Origin of the sequence: Robertmurraya kyonggiensis (assembly GCF_005116465.1) — a bacterium.
In the GTDB taxonomy this organism is placed as follows: domain Bacteria; phylum Bacillota; class Bacilli; order Bacillales; family Cytobacillaceae; genus Robertmurraya; species Robertmurraya kyonggiensis.
On sequence record NZ_SWBM01000006.1, the window covers coordinates 105,570 to 128,691 of the forward strand.

Annotated in this window: 26 protein-coding genes and 3 pseudogenes; 20 read left to right on the forward strand and 9 right to left on the reverse strand. The window is 35.3% G+C overall.

The features are described from left to right. The first annotated feature begins 4 nt into the window (after positions 1-4). Positions 5-424 (forward strand): universal stress protein, encoded by a 420-nt coding sequence (locus FA727_RS19610; protein ID WP_126410715.1) that lies wholly within the window; start codon positions 5-7, stop codon positions 422-424. A gap of 130 nt (positions 425-554) precedes the next feature. Then, positions 555-1,379 (forward strand): annotated as a pseudogene (locus FA727_RS19615) (LTA synthase family protein); the annotation flags it as partial. A gap of 120 nt (positions 1,380-1,499) precedes the next feature. On the opposite strand, the gene FA727_RS19620 reads toward FA727_RS19615, so the two are convergent. The 3 genes from FA727_RS19620 to FA727_RS24820 are packed head-to-tail and all read right to left on the reverse strand — an operon-like array spanning position 1,500 to position 3,782. After that, positions 1,500-2,645, reverse strand: a complete 1,146-nt coding sequence (locus FA727_RS19620) for a Ger(x)C family spore germination protein (protein ID WP_126410777.1) — start codon at positions 2,643-2,645, stop codon at positions 1,500-1,502. A gap of 14 nt (positions 2,646-2,659) precedes the next feature. Then, a complete protein-coding gene (locus FA727_RS19625; RefSeq protein WP_231120556.1) occupies positions 2,660-3,694 on the reverse strand; it encodes a spore germination protein in 1,035 nt (344 codons plus the stop codon). Then, positions 3,627-3,782, reverse strand: coding sequence for a hypothetical protein (locus tag FA727_RS24820; protein WP_246041973.1), 156 nt, complete (start codon positions 3,780-3,782; stop codon positions 3,627-3,629). The genes FA727_RS19625 and FA727_RS24820 overlap by 68 nt, the downstream gene beginning before the upstream one ends. Positions 3,783-4,293: 511 nt before the next feature. Between FA727_RS24820 and FA727_RS19635 the strand changes: the two genes are divergently transcribed. Beyond that, positions 4,294-4,746, forward strand: a complete 453-nt coding sequence (locus FA727_RS19635; RefSeq protein WP_126411083.1) for a hypothetical protein — start codon at positions 4,294-4,296, stop codon at positions 4,744-4,746. 254 nt (positions 4,747-5,000) lie between these two features. Here the strand turns inward: FA727_RS19635 and FA727_RS19640 are convergent, their stop codons facing one another. After that, positions 5,001-5,576: a recombinase family protein gene (locus FA727_RS19640; RefSeq protein WP_001169292.1), complete on the reverse strand. Its 576-nt coding sequence runs from the start codon at positions 5,574-5,576 to the stop codon at positions 5,001-5,003. Positions 5,577-5,722: 146 nt separating this feature from the next. On the opposite strand from FA727_RS19640, the pseudogene FA727_RS19645 reads away from it, so the two are divergent. Beyond that, positions 5,723-8,005 (forward strand): annotated as a pseudogene (locus FA727_RS19645) (Tn3 family transposase); the annotation flags it as partial. Between the two features lie 193 nt (positions 8,006-8,198). On the opposite strand, the gene FA727_RS19650 reads toward FA727_RS19645, so the two are convergent. From FA727_RS19650 to FA727_RS19665, 4 genes are all read right to left on the reverse strand, one after another. Then, positions 8,199-8,651: a YrvL family regulatory protein gene (locus FA727_RS19650; RefSeq protein WP_061794294.1), complete on the reverse strand. Its 453-nt coding sequence runs from the start codon at positions 8,649-8,651 to the stop codon at positions 8,199-8,201. A 196-nt stretch (positions 8,652-8,847) separates the two neighbouring features. Further along, complete coding sequence (locus tag FA727_RS19655) at positions 8,848-9,231, reverse strand: DUF6262 family protein (protein ID WP_061794293.1); 384 nt, start codon at positions 9,229-9,231, stop codon at positions 8,848-8,850. Continuing rightward, a complete protein-coding gene (locus tag FA727_RS19660) occupies positions 9,224-11,086 on the reverse strand; it encodes a tyrosine-type recombinase/integrase (protein WP_246010485.1) in 1,863 nt (620 codons plus the stop codon). The genes FA727_RS19655 and FA727_RS19660 overlap by 8 nt, the downstream gene beginning before the upstream one ends. A gap of 173 nt (positions 11,087-11,259) precedes the next feature. Further along, positions 11,260-12,351 carry a phage lytic cycle repressor MrpR family protein gene (locus FA727_RS19665; RefSeq protein ID WP_126411071.1) on the reverse strand — a complete coding sequence of 364 codons (1,092 nt, stop codon included), beginning with the start codon at positions 12,349-12,351 and terminating at the stop codon, positions 11,260-11,262. Positions 12,352-12,436: 85 nt separating this feature from the next. On the opposite strand from FA727_RS19665, the pseudogene FA727_RS19670 reads away from it, so the two are divergent. From FA727_RS19670 to FA727_RS19705, 11 genes and pseudogenes are all read left to right on the forward strand, one after another. Further along, a pseudogene (locus tag FA727_RS19670) lies at positions 12,437-13,180 on the forward strand (Tn3 family transposase); the annotation flags it as partial. A gap of 85 nt (positions 13,181-13,265) precedes the next feature. Beyond that, positions 13,266-14,126, forward strand: coding sequence for an ATP-dependent DNA ligase (locus tag FA727_RS19675; RefSeq protein ID WP_126410194.1), 861 nt, complete (start codon positions 13,266-13,268; stop codon positions 14,124-14,126). A 162-nt stretch (positions 14,127-14,288) separates the two neighbouring features. Next, a complete protein-coding gene (locus FA727_RS24830) occupies positions 14,289-14,651 on the forward strand; it encodes a hypothetical protein (protein WP_246010437.1) in 363 nt (120 codons plus the stop codon). Positions 14,652-15,081: 430 nt separating this feature from the next. After that, the gene (locus tag FA727_RS19685) at positions 15,082-15,726 is read left to right on the forward strand and encodes an HD-GYP domain-containing protein (protein WP_126410193.1); all 645 of its coding nucleotides are present in this window, start codon (positions 15,082-15,084) and stop codon (positions 15,724-15,726) included. An 11-nt stretch (positions 15,727-15,737) separates the two neighbouring features. Further along, complete coding sequence (locus FA727_RS19690; RefSeq protein WP_136833197.1) at positions 15,738-16,337, forward strand: thermonuclease family protein; 600 nt, start codon at positions 15,738-15,740, stop codon at positions 16,335-16,337. 117 nt (positions 16,338-16,454) lie between these two features. Continuing rightward, positions 16,455-16,847: a PadR family transcriptional regulator gene (locus FA727_RS19695; RefSeq protein ID WP_126410191.1), complete on the forward strand. Its 393-nt coding sequence runs from the start codon at positions 16,455-16,457 to the stop codon at positions 16,845-16,847. Between the two features lie 12 nt (positions 16,848-16,859). Further along, complete coding sequence (locus FA727_RS24155; protein ID WP_158318922.1) at positions 16,860-17,033, forward strand: hypothetical protein; 174 nt, start codon at positions 16,860-16,862, stop codon at positions 17,031-17,033. Between the two features lie 65 nt (positions 17,034-17,098). Beyond that, entirely contained in the window at positions 17,099-17,428 is a 330-nt protein-coding gene (locus FA727_RS19700; protein WP_136833198.1) for a hypothetical protein, read from the forward strand. 206 nt (positions 17,429-17,634) lie between these two features. Beyond that, entirely contained in the window at positions 17,635-17,772 is a 138-nt protein-coding gene (locus tag FA727_RS24160; RefSeq protein WP_158318923.1) for a hypothetical protein, read from the forward strand. 9 nt (positions 17,773-17,781) lie between these two features. Beyond that, positions 17,782-17,922, forward strand: a complete 141-nt coding sequence (locus FA727_RS24485; protein WP_170209294.1) for a hypothetical protein — start codon at positions 17,782-17,784, stop codon at positions 17,920-17,922. 74 nt (positions 17,923-17,996) lie between these two features. Beyond that, entirely contained in the window at positions 17,997-18,689 is a 693-nt protein-coding gene (locus tag FA727_RS19705) for a hypothetical protein (RefSeq protein WP_158318924.1), read from the forward strand. A 78-nt stretch (positions 18,690-18,767) separates the two neighbouring features. On the opposite strand, the gene FA727_RS19710 is transcribed toward FA727_RS19705, so the two are convergent. Continuing rightward, a complete protein-coding gene (locus tag FA727_RS19710; RefSeq protein ID WP_126410189.1) occupies positions 18,768-19,097 on the reverse strand; it encodes a YolD-like family protein in 330 nt (109 codons plus the stop codon). A 381-nt stretch (positions 19,098-19,478) separates the two neighbouring features. Here FA727_RS19710 and FA727_RS19715 point away from each other — a divergent pair, with 381 nt between their 5' ends. The 5 genes from FA727_RS19715 to FA727_RS19735 all read left to right on the forward strand — a co-directional run bounded on the left by FA727_RS19715 (position 19,479) and on the right by FA727_RS19735 (position 23,117). Beyond that, positions 19,479-19,988, forward strand: coding sequence for a hypothetical protein (locus FA727_RS19715; RefSeq protein ID WP_136833199.1), 510 nt, complete (start codon positions 19,479-19,481; stop codon positions 19,986-19,988). Beyond that, positions 19,951-20,613, forward strand: a complete 663-nt coding sequence (locus FA727_RS19720; RefSeq protein ID WP_136833201.1) for a hypothetical protein — start codon at positions 19,951-19,953, stop codon at positions 20,611-20,613. Before FA727_RS19715 ends, FA727_RS19720 begins: the two co-directional genes overlap by 38 nt. A 220-nt stretch (positions 20,614-20,833) precedes the next feature. Further along, positions 20,834-21,688 (forward strand): Rad52/Rad22 family DNA repair protein, encoded by an 855-nt coding sequence (locus FA727_RS19725; RefSeq protein ID WP_136833202.1) that lies wholly within the window; start codon positions 20,834-20,836, stop codon positions 21,686-21,688. Positions 21,689-21,738: 50 nt separating this feature from the next. Next, complete coding sequence (locus FA727_RS19730) at positions 21,739-22,200, forward strand: single-stranded DNA-binding protein (RefSeq protein WP_136833203.1); 462 nt, start codon at positions 21,739-21,741, stop codon at positions 22,198-22,200. A 65-nt stretch (positions 22,201-22,265) separates the two neighbouring features. Continuing rightward, on the forward strand, positions 22,266-23,117 hold the full coding sequence (locus FA727_RS19735) for a hypothetical protein (protein WP_136833204.1): 852 nt from the start codon (positions 22,266-22,268) through the stop codon (positions 23,115-23,117). The last annotated feature ends 5 nt before the right edge of the window (positions 23,118-23,122 follow it).

The window sequence follows — 23,122 nt, forward strand, 5'->3', positions numbered from 1 at the left end:
AAACATGTACAAAAGGATTTTGTTAGCTGTGGATGGATCGGAGCATTCAATTAGAGCTACTGAAGAATCAATAAAAATTGCTTCTTTATGCAAGGAATGCTTTATTGAAGTGGTTTATGTAGCGGACTTCTCAAAAACAAAGAGAGATGTTCTTCACTCCCAGGGAAGAGAGGAACTTGAACTATCTAGGCGAAAGAAGCTTTTACCCATTGAAGAGCAACTAAAATCCAATTCATTGACTTACCACGTGAAGATATTGCATGGTGAACCCGGCCCTACAATAGTTGAATATGCAAACCAAGGAGAGTTTGATTTGATTGTGATAGGAAGCCGCGGCCTAAATTCTTTGCAGGAAATGGTATTAGGAAGTGTGAGCCATAAAGTAGTAAAAAGAGTAAACAGTCCAGTTCTAATCGTAAAATAAAAAAGTATTACTATTGGTGAAGAATATTAATGTGAAAAAGTCTCCAGTTCATAGTGACCGGAAACTTTTTCTTTTAATGGTAGGGTAAAGAGGATAAAGTGTTTGCGATAAATAATTAAGAGGTGGAAAAATGGTTAAAAATTTACTTAAAAAGTACTCCTTCTTATTCATGGCAACCTTATTTATGTGGTTAAAAACCTATGTAATTTATAAGACTAGCTTTGATATAAAGATAGAAAATGGAATGCAAGCCTTCATTTTATTTCTCAACCCACTGAGTTTCTTGTTGTTATTGTTTGGATTGGGTCTGTTTATGAAGGAAAGGGCAAGGAATATTTATGTCATTAGTGTAGGCATAGTATCTACTCTCGTTTTAATTGCTAATGTTATGTTCTATAAGTTCTTTAATGATTTTCTGACTATTCCTGTATTATTTCAATCGAGCAATATGGGTGACTTAGGAAGCAGTATAGGAGAGCTGGTAAATCCTTTATATTTGCTATTGTTCATAGACGTGTTTCTTTTAATTTGGTGGGCAAGCAAGCGAAATAATGATGTTCAAAAAGCTACTGTCAAAGAAAGTTGGATTTACTTCGTGATGGTTACGGCAATTTTCATTATCAATCTAGGACTCGCTGAATCGGAACGCCCTCAATTATTAACCCGTTCGTTTGACAGGGAAATATTAGTCAAAAATATAGGGATCTTTAACTTCCACATATATGATGGCGTACTGCAGACTCGTACCAGTACAAAAAAGGCACTGGCAAACAGTGATGAACTGACTGAAATTCAAAATTATTTGATGGCCAACAAACCAAAGCCAAATGAAAAGATGTTCGGGATTGCAGAAAAGCGCAATGTCATATTTGTTTCAATGGAATCTACCCAAAGTTTTGTGGTTAATGAGAGACTGAATGGAGAGGAGATTACGCCTTTCCTTAATGATTTTATAGGGGTTCCGTCAGGAAAATGCGGATTTACAACGTTAAACTATTTTTTTGGAAACAAAAACCTTGCTTCCCCAACTCTAAGCAGAAGAAGCAAGGTGAGTTAATAATTTCACTTGCCAGAATCACGAGGTGGATTCACCATGTTCATGTAATTTATATCTTCCAGGGTAAACAATATTCACCTCAACCTTTACATGGCGCAGGGAATCTTGGTTTAAAACGAGTTGCTGTTTTCCTGTGGCAATGCTCTTCCATTGATGTGGATGTTTGCGATACAAAGATTCGCCCAAATTGTAAATATCTATACCCTCTTTAAAAGCAGTTTGATACGTTTTGCGGATTTGCTCCTCTATTTTTTCCTGAGCCATTTGTGTGAGTTCCTTTTCGGTAAGGTCCGTATGCAATTCATTGATCCCTGCCTTCACTTTTACTGAAATATCGAAATACGCCTTGTTCAATTTCACAATAGGAGTCACTTCATATTTGGGTTTTTCTGCGACAAGAATAGCCGCAAGCTTCTCTTCGGCAAACAAATCAAGAGGTACTCGGATCGTGTGAGTACTTAGCCAGGGCATTCCCGACAAATCCTTAAGATCCATTCGTCCATAATAATTGTGTAGATCATATACATGTATGCCAGAATATCTAAGCAGCTCTTTTGGTTTATTACTTTCCTGCCATTGACCTTTGTGAAGCGATAATTCCGGTATATAACTGGTTCTGGCCTTTTCGTTTGAGTCCAGTACAAATTGTTGCAGGCGGACCGGAGCAAGGATAGAACGCTGTCTGAAATTTTGCTCGGGATTGTGAAGAATGGATGCATTTGGCGATAATCTAAAAAATGGGGTTGCCAGCAAGATTTCTTCAGGAGGCTCTCTTGCGCTAAACAGCCAGGCCAAGTACCTTATTTCACGATAACGGTTGATCAATTCCAGCACTTCTCCGACTTTGTTTTCCTTCATCAATCTCTCGCTGAACAAAATGGCAGAGATTTGTCCCCAGTTTAAGCGTTGTTGTGATGTACTGTACAAATCATTTGCCGCCTCCGTAAACGAGGAACCTTCGCCTTTGCCCACCCAAACCGGGGGCTGCTCCGCTTTTTGCTGTCCCTCCAGCTTGGCCACTGTCGAGAAATCAAGCAATTGCACATACAAGGTGTATTGGCCATCGACATAGTCTATTCCAACAGCCGTAGCATAGTTCATGTTTTGCACTTCATATCTGCTCCAGCAACCGGTAAGGGTGAGAAGAAGGAAAAGTGCAACCATACTTTTATATCTCCTCATTTATGCCTGTCCCCTTGCCTTGTAGAATCTCGTGTCTTCAACATGTCCGGTCGAGTGTTTCGCCATGGCCAAGGTAATCGAAACAAAGCGTTGGCCAAGTCTTTAAATGGAGGTGATATTGGGGCCAAGTAAGGTAAGCCGCATGAACGCAATGAGGCTAAATGGCTGAGCACAATAAATAATCCAAGAAAGAAGCCATAAATGCCAAGCGTGGCAGACAGAATGAAAAGAAAAAAGCGTAAGGTACTAATCGTTCCAGCCAATGATAGGCTCGATAAAGTTGAACCAAAGATTTGTGTAATTGCTCCGATGACAACGATACCTGGGGATAAGAATCCAGCACGAATGGCCGCATCCCCCAGGATAAGTCCTCCTACAACCGTTACCGTGGAGCCGACCGCAGAAGGCAATCGGATACCAGCTTCCCGCAGGATTTCTAAGAAGAGAAGTGCAATAAACATTTCAACTGCCACATCAAAAGGGATTCCCAACCGGTTAATCCCCAAAGTGGCAAGTAGATAATAGGGCAGCTGATCTTGATGATAGGAAAGAATGGCAACAAAAAATGCAGGAAGCAGTAGCGATACGGACAAGCCAAGTAAACGAAGCGTTTGACCAAATGTAGCTGCCAAAGCAGTAAAGTGGATATCTTCGGGTGCTTTCACAAGCAAAAATAAATTGGCAGGCGCAATCAACGCAGCCGGTGTACCATCCACAATCAACGCTACACGCCCATTGAGCATACAGTTCACGGTAAAGTCTGCTCTGCCTGTATACCCCATCAAAGGAAACAATGCTTTTGTCGGTTCCATTAATTCTTCTAGCTGGGTGGCGCTAAACGCTCCGTCAATGTGAAGATCATCTAATTTATTCTTTACATCTTGAACAATCTTAGGATCAACAATGTCACGCATGTAAAGAATTGCAACGGTTGTTTTCGTGCGAACGCCTACTTTTTTCGTTTCATAAACCATGCTGGTTGATTTGATTCGTTTCCGAATTAACGCCACATTGACTCCCACTTCTTCCACAAATCCATCCTTTGGCCCCCGTACCGCAAGCATTCGCATCATCTGTACGTTCTTTCAAGCTGCGCGTAATATCTGCTGTTCTACTCATTTTAATTTGCAGGCCTTCATAATGGTTTTCCAAGAGATTTCGGATGCTATGGGAAATATTTTAGGTAATTTCTTTTTCCTGCATCCCATTGCCAATAGCTCCTGGGTCCATTCTCCCGTGACCAGGATCTAAATATAATTTAAACATTTTACACCAACTCGTACAAATAAAATATGATCGAAGAGTAACGGAGGTATAGGAATTCGTCTGAGATACATATAAAAATAGGTGATGATAGGCATTACATTTCATTGAATCAGATGATTTATTTTAAAGCTAAGAAATTTTCCAAATGCGAGACCATATGTATGAGCAGCAGCAATTAATGTTCCATATTTTTCGTGGGTCAGGCAAACTCTTGTTCATCTAGACAGTAGGCTGATTGATTATTGATGCTTCTTTCTTAACAAAACACCTAAGTGATTCTCTGTGCATATACTGTATCATTACTACAGGATTATGATTAAATACAACTCAATCCATACATAAAATAATCAAGGAGAGGTTAATTTTGAAAATTCCAAAGACAGCCAAAGTTAGTATCCCCTTTCCATCCGTATGGGGGATTGATGCTTCTATTGCGGGGAGATCCATTATTAGGGGTATACTTACCATTGATTCCATTGTAGACAACAAAGTAGTAGGTACAGTTAATTTTCGTGGTATACCTATTCCGATTAATGGGTATTGGGACGAAAGCGCTAAACAAATAAGTTTCGATTCACCATATGCCTCCTTTTTTGGCAACTTGACAATATTTGATGAGACCGCTATAAGCATTCGGCATTTCATTTTAAGTGGACGGTTTATAATGAAACCTCCCTCTTTACTGGCTGGTGAATACGGAAATTGGATTGCTACAACCTTTACAACCCGTTTGGGACCTCCCGTATATACTAATGTTTTACCACCTGCTGGTGCCTTTTCAGTCTCAAGTATGCTCTTGGGACAGCAATTGTTTTAATTAGACCATGACTTTATAAAAACAACCTTCGTTTGTGATTGACTAAGGTTGTTTTTTATAAAGTGTTCTCGAAAAATACAGCCTTGCTTTAAATCTGAGTTTAGCGTATATCTCCGTTAAAATGTACTCGGAACCCTTTGATGATCGTGCCTAGTTAGATAAACAAATATTGATACTTCCTTATAGAAATAGCCTGCTTGGTTAGGTACGTTGTTTCACAATCCCCGGAAATTTTTAATATAAGTAATGAATGCTTATTTTTTTCCTTCCGATAGCTTTCTATATAAAGAAGCTCTAGATACATTTGTAATTTCACAAATTTGATTTACAGTCATATTTCCTTCTTTATATAGCTTTACTGCATAATTCATTCCTGCGTGATTTTTATGATATTTCTTTAACCGTCCTTTAAACTTCCCTTCTTTCTTTGCGAGCTCAATTCCTTCACGCTGACGCATACGAATAAGGTCTCGCTCTAATTGGTTAACACCAGCCATTACCGTAATTAAGAATTGGCTATATGGATTATCTTCTGATAAATCTAGCCATGTATCCTTAAGTGATTTTAAGCTTGCCTTTTTATTTCGTATTAAATCAATCAATTCAAATAAATCTTGCGTACTTCGAGTGATCCGAGTTAAATCTGTAACATAAATAATGTCACCTTCCTGTAAATCCTCTAACATTTTTTGAAGTTGTTCACGATCTTTTGTGGCTCCTGAAATTTTTTCTTCATAAATAATATCCATTCCAATTTCGTTCAATTGCCGAAATTGCCTTGAAGGATTTTGGCTAGTCGAACTGACGCGTACATAACCGATTTTCTGCAAAATTTCACCTCGTTTTTGAGACAAGTCTTATGAGACACTCTTAACTATGATTTTATCAGTCTACTATACTTGTATCAATAGAGTACACTCTATTGATATATAATTGAACTAATAAATTGATAAATACAGAAATGGGATGATACTGAATGAAAATTGCGAGAGGTAGAGAATTGCTTACACCGGAACAGAGACAGGCTTTTATGCAAATCCCTGAAGATGAATGGATATTAGGGACCTACTTCACTTTTTCCAAACGTGATTTAGAAATAGTTAATAAGCGAAGGAGGGAAGAAAACCGTTTAGGGTTTGCCGTTCAATTAGCTGTTCTTCGGTATCCCAGTTGGCCATACACTCATATCAAAAGCATCCCAGACTCGGTCATACAATATATATCGAAACAGATCGGCGCTAGTCCATCCTCGCTTAGTCATTATCCTCAAAGGGAAAATACACTCTGGGATCATTTGAAAGAAATTCGAAGTGAATACGACTTTGTAACTTTTACCCTGAGTGAATATCGAATGACATTTAAGCATCTTCATCAATTAGCTTTGGAAAATGGTGATGCCATTCATCTACTGCATGAATGTATAGATTTTCTAAGAAAAAACAAAATCATACTGCCTGCTATCACTACACTTGAAAGAATGGTGTGGGAAGCAAGGGCAATGGCTGAAAAGAAGCTATTTAATACGGTTAGTAAATCTCTTACAAATGAGCAAAAAGAAAAGCTTAAAGAGATCATTACTTCGCAGCATCCATCCGAATCCAATAAAACGATATTGGGTTGGTTAAAGGAACCACCGGGTCATCCTTCACCCGAAACATTTCTAAGAGTAATAGAACGACTTGAATACATAAGAGGAATGGAATTAGAAACGGTACAAATTAGCCATTTGAATCGTAATCGTCTATTACAGCTTTCTCGCTTAGGTTCAAGATACGAGCCGTATGCATTCCGTGACTTTCAAGAAAATAAACGTTATTCGATATTAGCCGTCTATTTATTACAACTTACTCAGGAGCTAACAGATAAAGCGTTTGAAATTCATGATAGGCAAATACTTAGTTTGTTATCAAAAGGCCGTAAGGCTCAAGAGGAAATCCAGAAACAAAACGGTAAAAAGCTAAATGAGAAAGTTATACACTTTACGAACATCGGACAAGCATTAATTAAAGCAAGAGAGGAAAAATTAGACGTTTTTAAGGTTTTAGAATCAGTTATTGAATGGAATACCTTTGTCTCTTCAGTAGAAGAGGCTCAGGAGCTTGCACGTCCTGCCGACTATGATTATTTGGACTTACTACAAAAACGGTTTTATTCACTAAGAAAATATACGCCAACGCTATTAAGAGTATTGGGATTTCATTCTACAAAGGCAAATGAGCCACTTTTACAGGCTGTTGAGATTATCCGAGGAATGAACGAATCCGGAAAGCGAAAAGTACCTGATGACTCACCCGTGGATTTTATTTCAAAACGATGGAAAAAGCATTTATACGAGGATGATGGTACAACAATTAATCGTCATTACTATGAAATGGCTGTTTTAACAGAACTTCGGGAGCATGTTCGGGCAGGAGATGTTTCCATTGTTGGCAGCAGACAATATAGGGATTTTGAGGAATATTTGTTTTCGGAAGATACATGGAATCAATCGAAGGGGAATACGAGATTATCAGTTAGTTTATCATTCGAAGATTATATAACGGAGAGAACCAGCAGCCTTAATGAAAGGTTAAAATGGTTAGCTGCCAATTCCAACAAGTTGGATGGAGTTTCTCTTGAAAAAGGAAAACTGTCACTTGCACGCTTAGAAAAAGATGTTCCAGAAGAAGCAAAAAAGTTTAGTGCAGGCCTTTATCAGATGCTACCAAGAATAAAATTAACCGATTTACTCATGGATGTTGCTCATATAACAGGATTTCATGAGCAATTCACCCATGCTTCCAATAATCGAAAACCAGATAAAGAAGAAACAATCATTATCATGGCTGCCCTTTTAGGAATGGGAATGAATATTGGCTTGAGCAAGATGGCCGAAGCCACACCCGGACTTACATATAAGCAACTAGCCAATGTATCTCAATGGCGCATGTATGAAGATGCAATGAATAAAGCCCAAGCCATTTTAGTAAATTTCCATCATAAATTACAGTTGTCCTCCTATTGGGGCGACGGTACAACATCCTCGTCAGATGGTATGAGAATGCAACTAGGTGTTTCATCACTGCATGCAGATGCAAACCCACATTACGGGACTGGAAAAGGAGCCACTATCTACCGTTTTACTAGTGATCAATTCTCTTCTTATTACACAAAGATTATACATACAAATTCAAGGGATGCTATTCATGTTTTGGATGGATTGTTGCACCATGAGACGGATCTAAATATAGAAGAGCATTATACAGACACGGCCGGTTATCAATACCTTTTTGTAAAAAAATTAAAATTATTATGTGTTCTTTCATTGTAGACATGTACTTAACGAAAGATTTAAAAATGACTAACGATTTAAAGTCGTTAGCCATTATCTTTCACAATCGCGCTCGATTGTGGAAGATTTTAAAAAATAATAAAGCTTCAAAATTAATCTTTAGTTATTACTAACGCTTCCTTTACTTTTGAGAGCCAAATTTATTCTCTATTTCCTTGAAGTCTTTGCTATCAATATCTGGTGGTTCTTTATCATTTTCTCTTAATGTCCAATTAAAAAATCCAGAAATCAATGCAAATATGAGTGAACCTTGCGAAGCAATCTCAATATTCACCATAAATGTATCGAGTAACTCCATTAACACAAAAGTGAGACCTGTATTCAAAATAAATGACAACCAGCCGTTGCTTGATTGAATAATACCAACAGATCTCAAAGCTTTTGGTATCGCATTTGTAATGAGTGAGAGAGGTATTTCAAGGAATACATACATAACAAAGAAAAATACTAAAGCACTGATTGAATTATATTGTAATCCGAGTAACCTTAAAAATATGTATTCAAAAAAGGTAATACCAAACAAAATTATTAGTACGATAGATGTACAGATAACTATTGTTTTAATTTTATTTATCTTAAACGACTCCTTCCTAAATTTGCCCGTTAATTTAAGTACAACGCTTCACAACCTCTCTTAAATTTTATCATTATATTCAATTTTCTTTAAAGCTATTGTTCCAGAAAATGGCCCGATTGCTGAATACAACTTATCTTTTAACGGCATTGTCATATTACACAGAAAATCAAACAGGGAGGGAAAATCGTAGATCTTAAATTCCCTCATAAATCTTCCCAAATTTAATTTTCATTTGTTCTTTAATTTCTTTATTTTCCTTCTCTAAATCTTTGATTCTCTTCCGTAAGGAAGAAATAATTACATCTTTAGATGCGTCACTCATATTTCTTTTAGCTTGTTTTATTGAAGGGAGACCTTCTTGTTGATTGCGAAGTGTTTCGATTCGTTCTCGGAGTTCTGTATTTCTGTATAGAAATGCTTTTGAAACCCCTGATTCTGCAGAAACAGAGTTAAAATTGATTTTTATTTGTTTTTTTATCATCTTTTTGATCGCTTCTTCAACTTTTTGAATGGTCTTTTCCGTTTTTAACTTTGCATGTTTTATAATACCTTCGGTATTTGGGTTTTCATTAGACATTTTGCATCACCTTCTCACGTTCATCTCCAACATACTCACGCCTGGTTTTATCTAAACCAAAGATACCACCAGTATGTAGTAAACCATTTGCTAATTCTTTATATCTTTTTAATTTGGGCTCAATTAACTCAACGGAACGTAACCTTCCGGATTTTTTGTATACTCCAATATCAGCTTCCATTTTAGATATCTGTTCTTGGTAATAGTCGAGAAACGTCTTGTCAACGTGAAAACTTCGGCAGTTGTTTTTAATACAGGGTGGTTCTAATGTCTGTTCAAGAAAATCACAATGAAGTTTAGGGCTTTTTACACAAAACCCATGATCTAAACGAATGGAGTCCATGTTATGACGTATCCATTCCAGTTCAACTCCGTTTTCTTCAGCCTGTTGAGCTAAATTAGCGACAATAACTTCTCCATGTGTATCTAGTCTTACTGCGCCAATATCGCGAGCCTTTTCCCATTCATCACGGAGTGTTTGATCATGAATTTGGGCATAGACTAACGTCATTTCAGGACTGGCATGAGCCATCAGTTTTTGAACATGAAGAATATTCATTCCGTTATTAATCAAATTAACACCGTAACGGTGTCGGAACGCATGATTTTTAAACCAATAAATTTCTCCATCTTTGTCCTTAATATTACATCTGTTAGCTAGTTTATTAAGGTTCAACTTAATGGAATCTTGCGATATGGGATTACCCATCCTTTTCCCTTTAAGTGTTGGAAACAAATATTTCTTAGGGTTCGTGTCCAAAGTTGATCTCTTTTTTGTAAGTTCTTGCTGCGCTAGGACCACATTTGCAATTTCCTCTGAAATAGGAACTTTATGATTTTTATAACTTACTTTTCTTTGATCTCCGATAATCCACCAGCCATCTTCTTGATTTACTAAGCAGTCAATTTTAAGTGATAAAACGTCACTTATTCGAAAACCTGTAGCTTCCATTAGAAGAATTATAGGTATATGATCTGAGGAAAGTTGGTTAATATGGTAAATTAACTGTTCCCATACTTCATCCGGGATATATTTAATTTCATCAGCTTTTGCTCTTTTCTTTTTAGGGATATCTTCAATTGACAATAGTGAAATTACTGACTTTGTCGGAGCTTCTTCCCATTCGAATTTCTGTATGTATGAGATAAACGTTTTAAGGTCTATTAAAAAACGATTTACATAATTGTGATCTGGATTAATTAAATATTTTCCCTTTTTAATAGTGGAATGTCGCAAGTATTCAATGTACTCCTCAATATCCATTCTGGATAGCTGGTTTAATTCTTTCCACTCAGGATGTTTACCCTTCAAAAAGGTGAAGAAAAACGAAAGTCTATTTAAATAACATATTGCTGTAGAAAAGCTAATGGATTGCTGAACAACTAGGCGAGTCTTTATATATTTTTTAAATAATTGTCTATAAGGTTGTGGAACCTTCGAAAAGTCTAATGAATATCTACTAATTGTATTGTTATAATTAATATTCAATTTTCGTACATCCCAACAATCCTTGTCTGTTTCATCACGTTCATCATAAAGCTGATAATAAAATTCATAAACTTGAAGAAAGAGTCTAATATACAAAGATGGTTGAACTGTTGGTGACAACCATGGTGATGACTTTTTCCGGTGTACAATTTCAACTGATTTTCCATTCTCTACAAGAAATGTTCGATATTCTGTTAGAAACTTTTCCTTCTGTATATCAATAATAGAATCTAAATTGGCATAGTATCGAGAGATGAATTCTGTAAAAATTTTAAGACATGGAGAATAATGCATGAAAGCATAGGTAATCGAAATCCTTGTCTCCTTTAATCCCTTATAAAAATAGTATTTTAATTCATTTTTCAATCTAAGATTGTGTACCTTATCAAAAATCAATTTTCTATTCCAATCATAATGTTTATCCAGGATGGGACATTCTTGTACATTCCATACATCATTTGCCCAATATCCATGTAATGGTTCATTTATCTGTTCCAGATGGTGGGGAAGGGGTTTTATTTTCAATGTACTCTGTGTCATTATTTATCTCTTCTTCCTATTTTTTTGTTTGATTGAGCTTGTTCCCAGCTTCCACGTATGGTTTCATCGGATGCATGGATATAAGTCTGTATCGTTGTTTGAACGTGTGCATGCCCTAATAATCTCTGTATGATGGCAATATCTACTCCTGCTTCATGTAACTCTGTGGCATATGTATGCCGAAGCATATGAGGGGTAAAATCTATTCCTGTTTTTTTCTTCATCCGTTTAATTAAAGAACGTACAGAACCATCAGTCATTGGTTTACCACGATTTGGTCCAGTTAAGGTGATAAACACATAATTGCTATCAATTTCGTAAGAATGAAAGTCTATTAGATAATCTTGAAAGAGATTCATAGTCTCAATAGATACATAGACTTTTCGTTTTTCTCCATCGGATGTTTTGGATCTCCTAACCGAAATAGTATTTTTACCAATATCAAAATCCTCTACCCACAGAGAAAGGGCCTCTCCAATACGTAATCCACCTTCATATAAAATACGGAACAATAATTCATCCCGTATATTGCTGCAAGCATTATGAATTACTTGTAATTGGTTTTTATTTAACGTTTTAACTGTACGCTTTGGCTCCTTAACTTTTAAAATGTTTTTATCATAAGAATTCCCTTTTGTAATGTGATGGAGGAAGGGTTTAAACGTCCTAAAACGCCCTGGGGCCTGCTTTTTTAATTGATTATTTACATTTCCCACGTAATCCTCATTACGAGTCAAATAGTCATAGAATCCTATGACACAAGTTATGATGGTATTGACTGTTCTTTCTGATCGTTTAGCTAAGGTTTCTTCAAAGTAAATGACTTTTATAGATTGATCGGGAATTCTCAGCCAACCGATGAATTGAGCCAAGATATCAAGGTTCACTTCTTGATATCTTAACCGACTTTCCTCTAGGAATTGAAAATAAAGCTTTAGATGGTAACAGTATGACTTTAGTGTATTTTCAGCTTTTCCAATGTTATCTAAATACTTTATATACTTTGCAACCGGTATGACCGGATAGCCTCTCTTATCAATTAACAGATATCTTTTCTTCTCTTGAATGAGAACTTCTTGTACTTTCAACATTCCACCCCCTAATTCGTAAGATACTATATATTCATAAATTTAATAGTACAAATAATAATTCTTTAATGAAATATAAAAGAAGTAGTTACTATCGCAAGATACGTTAATAACTACTTCTAATACTAGTACAATTAAGGCTGGTTACACAGACCAAATATTCGGACTGACTCATTTATTAGGATTTAAATTTGCTCCTAGAATAAGAGATTTATCAGACTCGAAATTATTTACAATAGATAAAGCAAGTGAGTATCCAAAATTAGAAGCCATTTTACGTGGACAAATAAATACAAAGGTCATTAAAGAAAATTATGAGGATGTTTTGCGATTAGCTCATTCTATAAGGGAGGGAACAGTTTCAGCCTCCCTTATTATGGGGAAACTAGGTTCCTATTCAAGACAAAACAGCTTAGCTACCGCCTTACGTGAGATGGGCCGAATAGAAAAAACGATCTTTATTTTGAATTATATATCGGATGAATCATTAAGAAGAAAAATACAAAGAGGATTGAATAAAGGAGAAGCCATGAATGGATTGGCAAGGGCTATTTTCTTTGGAAAACAAGGTGAGCTTAGAGAACGAACCATACAGCATCAATTGCAAAGGGCCAGTGCCTTAAACATAATCATTAATGCCATCAGTATCTGGAATACCTTACATCTAACAAAAGCAGTTGAATATCAAAAACAGGGTGGTAGTTTTAATGAAGAATTATTGCACCATATATCACCTCTAGGTTGGGAACATATTAATTTGCTAGGAGAGTACCATTTTAATTCCGAGAAAATGGTCTCGGTAGATTCTTTAAGACCATTGAAATTTTCTTAACGTTGTTAAAAATGGGGGAATCGTCTCGAAAATGTGCTTAGCGTTGTAAATCCGCATTTTCCTGACGGTACCCCTTATAGAACCAATGCTACTTGAAGTAGCTCCAGATAAATTAGATTTATCCTTATCAGTAATCCAGGAATTAAAGATGGACGGGGTAAGGATTTTATATAGCACTATGTCTTCAGAGAAGGAGCCTGTGATCTATACACGCCATAATAACGTTATAACTACCTCTTTTCCTGAATTGCACTCTCTAGGAATTGATAAAGGGACCATCTTAGATGGAGAATTAATATACTCTGACTCTTACAATCAAGGTAAACCGGACTTTGAAAAGGTAATGAGCAGGATTAATGTAAAGGATGATAGAAAGGTAGCTATACTAAGCAAAGAAACACCTTGTATGGCTGTATTTTTTGATATCCTTTATTGGAAAGGTGAATCAGTCATGCACTTACCTTTATTGGAACGAAAAAGATTACTCGATTTAGCCCTAGGAGACCAGGAATCAGCTTGTAAGATAAAGTGGAGTATCGGTAATGGCCAAGAGTTATTTAATTTAGCAAAAGAGCATTCATTAGAGGGGATTGTCTTAAAGAACCCTGAATCCCGCTATTATAATAAGCGTCATGAAGCTTGGCAGAAGAAAATTGCATATTTGACCTCTCAGGTATATATACTTGGCTTGCGTAAGGGGAAATTCGGTTGGCTATTAGGTCGTAAGGAGAACGGGAGAATTAGACCAGCTGGTGTTATGGAGTTTGGTGTGTCTCCTGATGAGAGAAAGGCATTTTATCAGATTTCTAAACAGATTATAACAGAGGAAGACAAAAATTTTATATATATTGAGCCAGTAGTTCAATGTAAGATCAAATATCGTAACATTACTTCAAAAGGACATTTTCGAATACCTGTCTTTGAGAACTTTATATTTAATAATTAAATGTTGGTAGAATATTCATCTTAATTACTCTACTTTTTTATTTGCCAAGAAGATAGGTTGAGAATTATGGTAGAATCTAGCATATATGTAGGTTAATAAAATGGATTGAACATTTATAACCAAGTTCGATTATTTTAAATAAAGTTTGATTGGAGAGTTACTATGTTAGAAAAAATAAAGGATATTAGACTTGCTCTTTATAATCAGAACTATCAAGCAGCTCTTGCATTATCGTTAACTTTACCTGATATTTGCGGACAGATTGAATATCCGAATTTAAAAAGGCGTGACGGTAGACGAAATATAGGACAGCAATATGCAACTTGGTTTAATGATTGGGTTAATCATTATTACGCAGATCCTACTGGTTGGACAGATGATTACTCAAAAGCGAAAAGTCCAATTTTTACAGGTGAAATGTGTTATTCTTTGCGTTGTTCATTTTTACATGAAGGAAACTCGGATATACCAGAATGGGACGAAAAGGAAGATAGTGATTTTCATTATTTATACAAATTTCAATAATCAGTAGGCGGTGCAGATTCAACTAGTGTATATTGGGAAAACCCCACCAACTATAACTTAAAAATAACAAAAACAAAAACTGTGCGAATAAGTATAGATAAATTGTGTGAATGTATTTGCCTTTCTGCTGAAAAGTTTTATCTAGAAAAAGGCGCAAATCTATTTATAGATAACAAAATTAACTTTATTGACTTTAATTCATCTAAAACTAAGTAAATATAAAAATACAAAGTCATTCACATATGTTATTGATTTTTAATCTCATTCTTAATAACATGGATATTGTAGTTATAATATTGAATCGATAAGGCGGAGCACGCAAGATTCACCCTACAAAGAGGGGGATTTTGTGTGCTTTTTTATTGCTTATAGTAATCACATTTCAAGTAAACTAAAGTAAATATAAAACAAATTAAAGAGGGGTATTTAAATGAGTTTTTTTCAAGCCAAATTCGAGTTTATTCGAATGAAGGAAATCTTCCAAGGAGAATCAGAATGGGAAAAAGCATTTGCTTTATTTCATTGCTTGACGCTTCGTGATCTAGCAACCGCAGAACATAGTATTGAAGTCGCTTATTATGCAGCTAAGATAGCAGATAAATTAGGATTAGATGCATCACGATATTACCTTGCTGGTCTTCTTCACGATATCGGAAAAATTAGCATGGAAGACCATCCTTTAAAAACTAGTGAGGTTCTTTCAGAAAAGGAACGTTTAAAATTGCATGATCATGTACTAAATGGAGTATTAACTCTATCTGAATTAGGTTTCGGAGAGGATGTTGTTAAGTTTTGTCTTCGCCATCACGAAAGACAGAATGGATATGGTTATCCGTTCGGGGTTGATAACGAAAATATCCCGCTTGAAGGAAAGATTGCACAAGTAGCTGATGTATTTAGTGCTTTAACAAGTACAAGGGAATATAGAGAGAATCAAAAGTCATTTACGTTAGAACAAGCACTTGAAATAATGAAGGACGAAATGAAGAACAAAAATGCATATGACCATAGCATCTTAAGCCTATTTGAAGAAATTGTTTACCAGGACTTAATCGATAAATTGCAATATGCGTAAAGGAGCCTTTTATGTTTAAAAAGTTTCTAGTTATTTCTGTACCATTTATCTTGATTTTGTGTGGCTGCTCTAAAGGGGAAATCTCTAATACGTTAGAAGCAGTCGAAACAGGGGTAGAACTTACAGAAAGTTTGTTATCAACTACCGATGAAAGTAACACTTCAGAAGATGCAGAAGAAGTGGTTGTGAAATATGTCACTGACGGAGATACAATTTCATTTTTTAGAGGTGGTTCCTTGGAAGTGAAGGGAAGGTTGATTGGGATAAACGCTCCTGAAAATACTTCCAAGAAAGAACTACTAGGGGATGTTAGTACCAAATATTTAAAAGACCTAATCGAAGGTAAAAAAATAACCATTGAAAGAGATAAGGACTCAACCGATAAATACGGGCGTGAATTGATCCATGTCTTCTATGATGGCCAAAATATTAATCAGCTCTTAGTTGAACAAGGATTAGCAAGAGTTGCTTATGTTTATGACGATTATAAATATATCGATTTATATAAAGAATCAGAGGAAATTGCGAAAAATGAGAGGAGGGGAATATGGTCAATACCCAATTATGTAGATGAAGAATCGAACGGGTACGATATGAGCGTAATTCAATAAAATAAACCTCCCTAACGGCGTTTTTTTCCTTCTTTTTCAACCTTTCTGAGTTACTACCTACTATGAATACATGGTATAATGGTAATATATTGAATCTTCAAAAAGGAGGCTTTTTTTATGTCTGAAGAACCTAGAGAGACAAAGCATAAAAATCCCAAAAAATTCGCATTAAATATGACCGCATCACAGTTCACCAAGTTTTATATTTTACATCTACTCCACAAACGGCCAACTATGATTGCCGAAGAATTCAAGCAGGAATTTAAGACGATTAGCCGTAACTGGCAACCCGCTCCTTCCACCCTATTAAATGCGCTGCATGAAATGTCGGACGAACTAGGGCTATTAACAAAACGAAAAGAAATTCGCGGTACACGCCAGGTTGTTTACAATTACAGTATCTCTCTAAAAGGGGAAGAAGAGTTTGAGATTCTAAAGAAAAAATACAAAATTCTTTTTGATGAACAGAAAGCGACCATCGATAGAATATTAAGGGAAGTATATAAATAGGGGGAACGTCTTGTGAGTTTTTTTATTTCGATTATAGATTGGATTCAGTCTTTAAGTACTCCGTTTTTACTCCTCATTCTAATAGGGGCTGTATGGGTCCTGATAAAAGTGAAGAAAATGGTTGCAAAATTGATTTCTTTGGTTTTTGCACTACTGGGTATCTTGAAAATTTACTTAATGTTTTGAGTAAGTGCATTATATATAAACAAAATTGCTACTTACAAATCATACATACCTGGAGGGAATTTTTTTTGAAAATACTAAAGCGTCCATTATATAATTTGAAAACTCTAGATATTGGATTCATCTTCTTTTTGCTTATATTTTTTGGAATAACGATTTTTGCAGTCTTTAACAAACAGCAATTAACTATGTTAGGAGAGGCTGTAACGTTCCTATTTTCGTTCGAATTTTATAAAGTTGTTCCTATTGAAAGCGGACAATCTTTTACGCCTAAATTATTCGAAATTAGTAATCAATTGGCACCATACTTAAACGGAGCTAAGATCTTGTGGTGGATCTTCCTCTTAGTTCTAACTTTACGTTTTTTATTCAAAAAACCTATTAATTTAAAAAAGTAATATTATATTAGTTGTAAGAAAGGTTGAATTGTTATGATTACTGAAGCGAAAAAGCGAATAGAATCATTGGAATATGAACAAAACATTAAACTTATTGACGGTTAGATTACTAGTATATACTTCAGTAAAGTAAGATTCATGAAAGAAACGGACAAACTATAGGTGAATTAATTGGACATATTGACATTATTTATCCTTTTGCCGGATTGGATTTACCATTATCTCTCGCAATTTATAATGAAGTCGTTGATGAAGAATTTAATTTAGTTGATGGAATTTTTAAAATACCTTTTGTAGAGTATAAAGTATCGCTGCAGGAAGTATTTAGTTATAGAGATATGTAAGAAACAGATATGGATATAGGATACAGCAAATGTTATTGTGGTGGTGATATGATGCCGATGTATGAAGAATTTCCAAATTGGATCACCTTCTGTAATCGTTGTGATTACCGAAAAGAAGACTTTGATTCATCTCCTATCGTTGAGCCTTAAATCGATAAAACAAAAAAGCCTTCTACCAAAAAATACGAATACACGAATGGAGAGTATTTATACTAGAAGAGAGGATGAAGAAGTTGTACCGTACACCAACGTTTGAACAATTATTTAAGTTAGATAGCTACTTTAATTACATGAATGACGTAATGAAAAATCACCCAAAAATCCAGATCTTATTAAAACAATATGAAGAAAAATTTCATTTTCTTGCTGATGATTTTTTGAAGAATCTTTCGATAGAAAAGGAATTTGAAGATTTGAAGAATAATAAACAACGTTATCAACGTATTATTCACTTGCCCAATAATAGTTTTATGAATCTTACTTGGTACATACCTGAAGCTATAAGAATTGTGGAGAAGAACAAAATCAAGACTGAAATGAGAGAGATATCACAGTTAAATATCGATTATGATGAACTACATTTTGATTATTTGCCAGTTGCTATTACAAATAAAAAGCCGATTATACTTATTACTTATGAAGCGTTCAGATACTTTAGTCCGGAGTTTTTTCATTTTATTATCGATGGAAGTCATAGAGCGGCAGCTAAAGATTTTCAAGCTAGAAAAAAAGGAATAAATAACCCGCTTATTAAATCTGTAATACTGGATTCTAACCAAACGATGGAAGCGATGTTTCATAATGTCCATCGTTTGCTTTATAAAATGCATAGTAATCTGAATCATTTAAAGTTTCTCTATGAGAAGGGGCTTTCTATTGAAAGTGACGAAGTCTTAGCTGATTTATATTCAATATAAAAAAAGAACCGAAGGGTTCTTTTTTATTGTTTAGATTCATGGAAATTCTCCCAGTACTCGATAAAAGTCCTGGATAAATTAAAGGGTATGCATATCCACAATATCAGCTAATTCAAGTTTATTTGGTACATGGAAGTTATCGATAATGTGAAGTAAACCCTTATTAGAATCATAGTAGTGGATATTGCCGATTAATGACCTATACTCACCTTCAACATAGTACGTAAATGATAAAGACTGATTGTATTCCATTGCTTCAGCTATCAAATAATTCATCTCTTCTAAACGATCCTCAATCAATTCTGGTTTTCTAATGCGTTCTAGTTCACTAATATGTTTTCTCAACATGCTCGTACGTTCGTGCGTTGCAAACGCTGGTTGCCATTTATCTTTTCGGCTTTTTATCATTCTTACCACCCGCTAGTGAATAAAGTTATTTAACCTCTATTCTATACGAATGTACGTTCGTTTTTCAAGGTTGGTGTAGAGATAAATTTTATTTAACGATAATTACTTGATTTTTACTTTTACTAATTTCGCTCCGGTTTTTTTTTTCGCATCTGTAGCGGCCTTTAAAAATGAAGCGGCTGTTTTCTTCGTTACGTTACTTTTCTTTTTCATTTTATTCACCTCGTATCCTAATTTTGCTAGGTTGCTAATATTATGGACAAGTTTTATAAGAAATATACAATGGCTTGTTCTAAAGGTCCTCTCTCCCCCATATGAATCTATTAAAAGTGGAAAAGTGGAAAAGTGACTCTGACATTAGGCAAAAAATTGAGCGGGGGAGTGGAAGGGGATATGGTCGATAACTTGAATCCAATCTTCAATGAAACGAAAGAACAAAAGACCGGACACAAATTAACAAAACTTCAACCAGTCACAGCACCAATAAAAAGGAAAAGATCACCACGAAAGGACAAGGGACATGATTGTAAATTTCCTGTTCCCTTGGAACTACAAATGAAATATAAAACCTCATTAAAACGGTTTAAGTATCATTTTCCTGAAATAGAGATTCAACAAACCAAATATAATACTCTGTTGCTGCTATACGCTTTGAATAATCTTCACATCATAGATTGGAACCTAGAATATCCAGGTACATCTACATTTCACATGACGACAAAACTACCTGAATACAAATTTGAGGATATTAGCGGGGAATATGGTCTTGCTATGAGCAAGGGACTATCGTATAGAGAGACTGTTTTTATGTTGACCACATCAGCCCTTCACTACATAGAGAAAGGAGGATATTATGCAGAAATACAGCAAATTGGAACTCTTGAAAAATAAAATACAAGAAGAAAGTAAAGGGTTTTGGGCAGCGTTAATGGAACCTCATTACAGATATGTTGAAATCGAATTGCCTTATTATGATTATCTGAGGGGAAATGTACTAATTGAAGACATATTTGAAATCACCGAGGACTGCCCAACTAGTTTAAACCTGGTGTCACTAATTAGTTTGTTGTATATTCAATTTCTCTCACAAATCAAGAAAGGTGTCACCACAGTCAATAATCGGAAACAGGGCTTAGATTTACTAACCATAAGTCATAAACTTATTAACTTGAAAGAAAGTATATATGGCCCAAAGTTCGTTGAAAAAATTAAGATTGAACAATTTAACCAACTCACACCAAATAGTTGGGGTTTAGAAGAGTATGAAGAAGAAGTCGAAAGGAAAATATCAAAAGCAGAGAAAAACGCTTATTTGACCATAAGAATGAAGTCTAACCAAATATATCGTGGTGAAATATTAATTCATGATCTTTGTAATGTAAACGAAGAATTTGACCTCACCTTAGAGGAGATTATCTCGTTATTATATATAGACTTTATCCGTAAGATTAAAGCTGAGGGGAACGACGAAAGAATAATGAAATCGATTGTGTCAGCTTATGAGTATTACAACTAACTAGATATACTTATATATGGTTGGAGTATTGAAGGATTAATGGAAATTTGATAGAATAGTTGCATAAAGTTTTTTATTTGCTCTTATGAGCCTGGTCTTTAGAAGTATTAAGCCCTATCGGGTAGCATGGATTTTCGGAAGAAATCTGTCTACTTGATAGGGCATTTTTGCATTCTAAAGGAAAAATTTTATTAAGTATACACACTTGGGAGGAATTTTTATGTCAAACAATTCTCAACAAATCTTTGAACAGCTGGGTAAACCATTCACAGATGATGAATTAGAATGGCGTGCTCAACAAATATTTCAAGGTAATAGCAGTCAAAGTCCCAAAGCTCTAGTCGTACCATACGTGCAATCAAGAGCCATTATGAATAGGTTGGATGACGTTATTGGTTGGGATAAATGGGAGAATCTTGTACAGGAACTTCCAGGAGGAGGAATTGTTCAAGGTATTAGGATTTGGTTATCTGATACACATTCAATTACTAAATGGGATGGTGCGGATCGTACTAATATCGAATCTACTAAAGGGGGTATCAGTTCAGCTTTCAAGAGAGCTGCGGTACTTTTAAATATTGGTAGATACCTTTATTCTGAAACTGCTAGATGGGTAGAAATAACCCCGAATAAAGTGAATCAGAATGATCAGTATATTAAGGACAAAAAACAGAATGTAACTGGTTACTTTACTCCACCGAAATTAAGTGGTAGCAACAGTAACGAAGCTTCTTCTTACACACAAGGAAGTCCACAATCACAACAAATACAAACGAGTCATACTAACCAATCAAATAAACAAACCCAATATCATCCTACGACACGAAACAGAGTTCCAGAAGGAATGATTGAGTGTACGTATAGAGGTGTTATCGAACGTGAAGGAAATACGGGTAAGTATTTAGAGATTTGGATTCAAAGTAATGACGATGTAGCTCAAATATTTGCGATAGGTGAAGTGATGAATCGTATTCTATCTCTTGACCTTCAAGATGGTGACAGTATCGCTATTGCAAGTCATACAGAAAATGGATCTTTCTTCATTAACGATATTGTTCAGATTGCAGCTGCCTAAAAAGGATTTAGTAAACTATCACATTACACACACTTGGGAGGAAAATTATTATGTTAAATGAATGTCGTTTTATAGGAAATCTTACAAAAGATGTTGAATTAAGGCATACTACTGAGGGAACTCCGGTTGCTAATTTAGACCTTGCATTAAATTATTTTGCAGGTAATGAAAAGAAAACGGAGTACATTCAAATTACTGTTTGGAAGAAAAGAGCAGAAGACTGTGCGAAGTTTTTAACTAAAGGTAGACAAGTCTATGTGGAGGCTAAAGTTGTTGTGCGTAAGCGTAACTACGATGGGAAGAATATTCCGGTGCCAGAATTCCATGCAGATAACGTATTATTCTTAGGTCCTGCTAATAGTAACAGCGGAAATGATGCTCCACAAGATCCATTTGGAAACCAAAGTCCACACGAACAAGTATTTGGACAAAGTGGAGGTGTCGACCCATTCTCCAATCCATTTGGTGGAAGTGCAAATGGTGGAAACAATCAAAATCCGTTTCAGAGATAAGGAAGAATGTATGAGAGTTCGAAATTTTCGAACTCTCATTTACTTTGTAAGGAGGAATATTGGAAATGGTAACGAATAAAAACAATATGGAAAAAATTGTACTTGTCGGTGCCGCTCAATTAATGGAAGAGGTTTTTACTAGCGGGCTATATCGAAAGATGAAGACGGCTGAAAATAAGATTAACTGTATTAAAGGTGCAATTAGAAAGCATCTTGATAATGGTGATTCTAAACGGTATGATCTATCACATAATTTAGTTGCTAAATACGTTTCTTTTCCATCCTATGAAACAGATGAAAAAGGATTAAAAGAGTTTCTAGATGATTATGGTATCTTACCCGAAATCGTTTCCATAAAAGCAAACACCTTTAAAGAAAAGCCCGAAATATTGAAAGCTCTAAGGCCATTTCAATTACCTAGAAAATTCTACCCCCAATTCTATTTGAATTCAGTGGGGAAGTTACATCTCGACAAGGAAGAATACTCTTTTTCGGGTGACCTCGAACGATTGGCAGGTTATTTCCTTGAACAAAAAACAAACTTTGAGGAAAGTCAATCCAGGTATCAGAGGTTCATGCAAGAAATAGGGAACTGTCCATTTTTAAAAGCTAGTAAGTCGATGAGATCTAATTTTGGACTTTGTAAATTGAGGGAAAAGATTATAGAATTCAACTCAAAATCAGTGTACAATGAGTTCGGTAACGATTTCCTAATAGAATTTGGACAAATATCTATGAGTGCTGTCGAAGAGTATATTGCAAAAGGTTATTTCTCACACAAGGATATTCAAAAGTTTAGAAAAATGACAAATATAGACTTGCGTTTTGTTATTATGGAGAAAGAAAGTGAGGATCGGCAACTCAACTTTCACCATAAACAAAAAATGAGAAAAGCTCAGATGAGACGGTTTGCATAGGAGTT

Coding starts and splice junctions, on each gene's coding strand:
- FA727_RS19710 (WP_126410189.1), bottom strand. CDS start 19,097: ATGATAAAAAGCCGAAAAGATAAATGGCAACCAGCGTTTGCAACGCAC.
- FA727_RS19725 (WP_136833202.1), top strand. CDS start 20,834: ATGTCAAACAATTCTCAACAAATCTTTGAACAGCTGGGTAAACCATTC.
- FA727_RS19720 (WP_136833201.1), top strand. CDS start 19,951: ATGCAGAAATACAGCAAATTGGAACTCTTGAAAAATAAAATACAAGAA.
- FA727_RS19665 (WP_126411071.1), bottom strand. CDS start 12,351: ATGTTGAAAGTACAAGAAGTTCTCATTCAAGAGAAGAAAAGATATCTG.
- FA727_RS19620 (WP_126410777.1), bottom strand. CDS start 2,645: ATGGTTGCACTTTTCCTTCTTCTCACCCTTACCGGTTGCTGGAGCAGA.
- FA727_RS24485 (WP_170209294.1), top strand. CDS start 17,782: ATGGATATAGGATACAGCAAATGTTATTGTGGTGGTGATATGATGCCG.
- FA727_RS19655 (WP_061794293.1), bottom strand. CDS start 9,231: ATGTCTAATGAAAACCCAAATACCGAAGGTATTATAAAACATGCAAAG.
- FA727_RS19730 (WP_136833203.1), top strand. CDS start 21,739: ATGTTAAATGAATGTCGTTTTATAGGAAATCTTACAAAAGATGTTGAA.
- FA727_RS19690 (WP_136833197.1), top strand. CDS start 15,738: ATGTTTAAAAAGTTTCTAGTTATTTCTGTACCATTTATCTTGATTTTG.
- FA727_RS19735 (WP_136833204.1), top strand. CDS start 22,266: ATGGTAACGAATAAAAACAATATGGAAAAAATTGTACTTGTCGGTGCC.
- FA727_RS19695 (WP_126410191.1), top strand. CDS start 16,455: ATGTCTGAAGAACCTAGAGAGACAAAGCATAAAAATCCCAAAAAATTC.
- FA727_RS24830 (WP_246010437.1), top strand. CDS start 14,289: ATGTTAGAAAAAATAAAGGATATTAGACTTGCTCTTTATAATCAGAAC.
- FA727_RS24820 (WP_246041973.1), bottom strand. CDS start 3,782: ATGAGTAGAACAGCAGATATTACGCGCAGCTTGAAAGAACGTACAGAT.
- FA727_RS19685 (WP_126410193.1), top strand. CDS start 15,082: ATGAGTTTTTTTCAAGCCAAATTCGAGTTTATTCGAATGAAGGAAATC.
- FA727_RS19705 (WP_158318924.1), top strand. CDS start 17,997: ATGAAGAAGTTGTACCGTACACCAACGTTTGAACAATTATTTAAGTTA.
- FA727_RS19610 (WP_126410715.1), top strand. CDS start 5: ATGTACAAAAGGATTTTGTTAGCTGTGGATGGATCGGAGCATTCAATT.
- FA727_RS19675 (WP_126410194.1), top strand. CDS start 13,266: ATGCTACTTGAAGTAGCTCCAGATAAATTAGATTTATCCTTATCAGTA.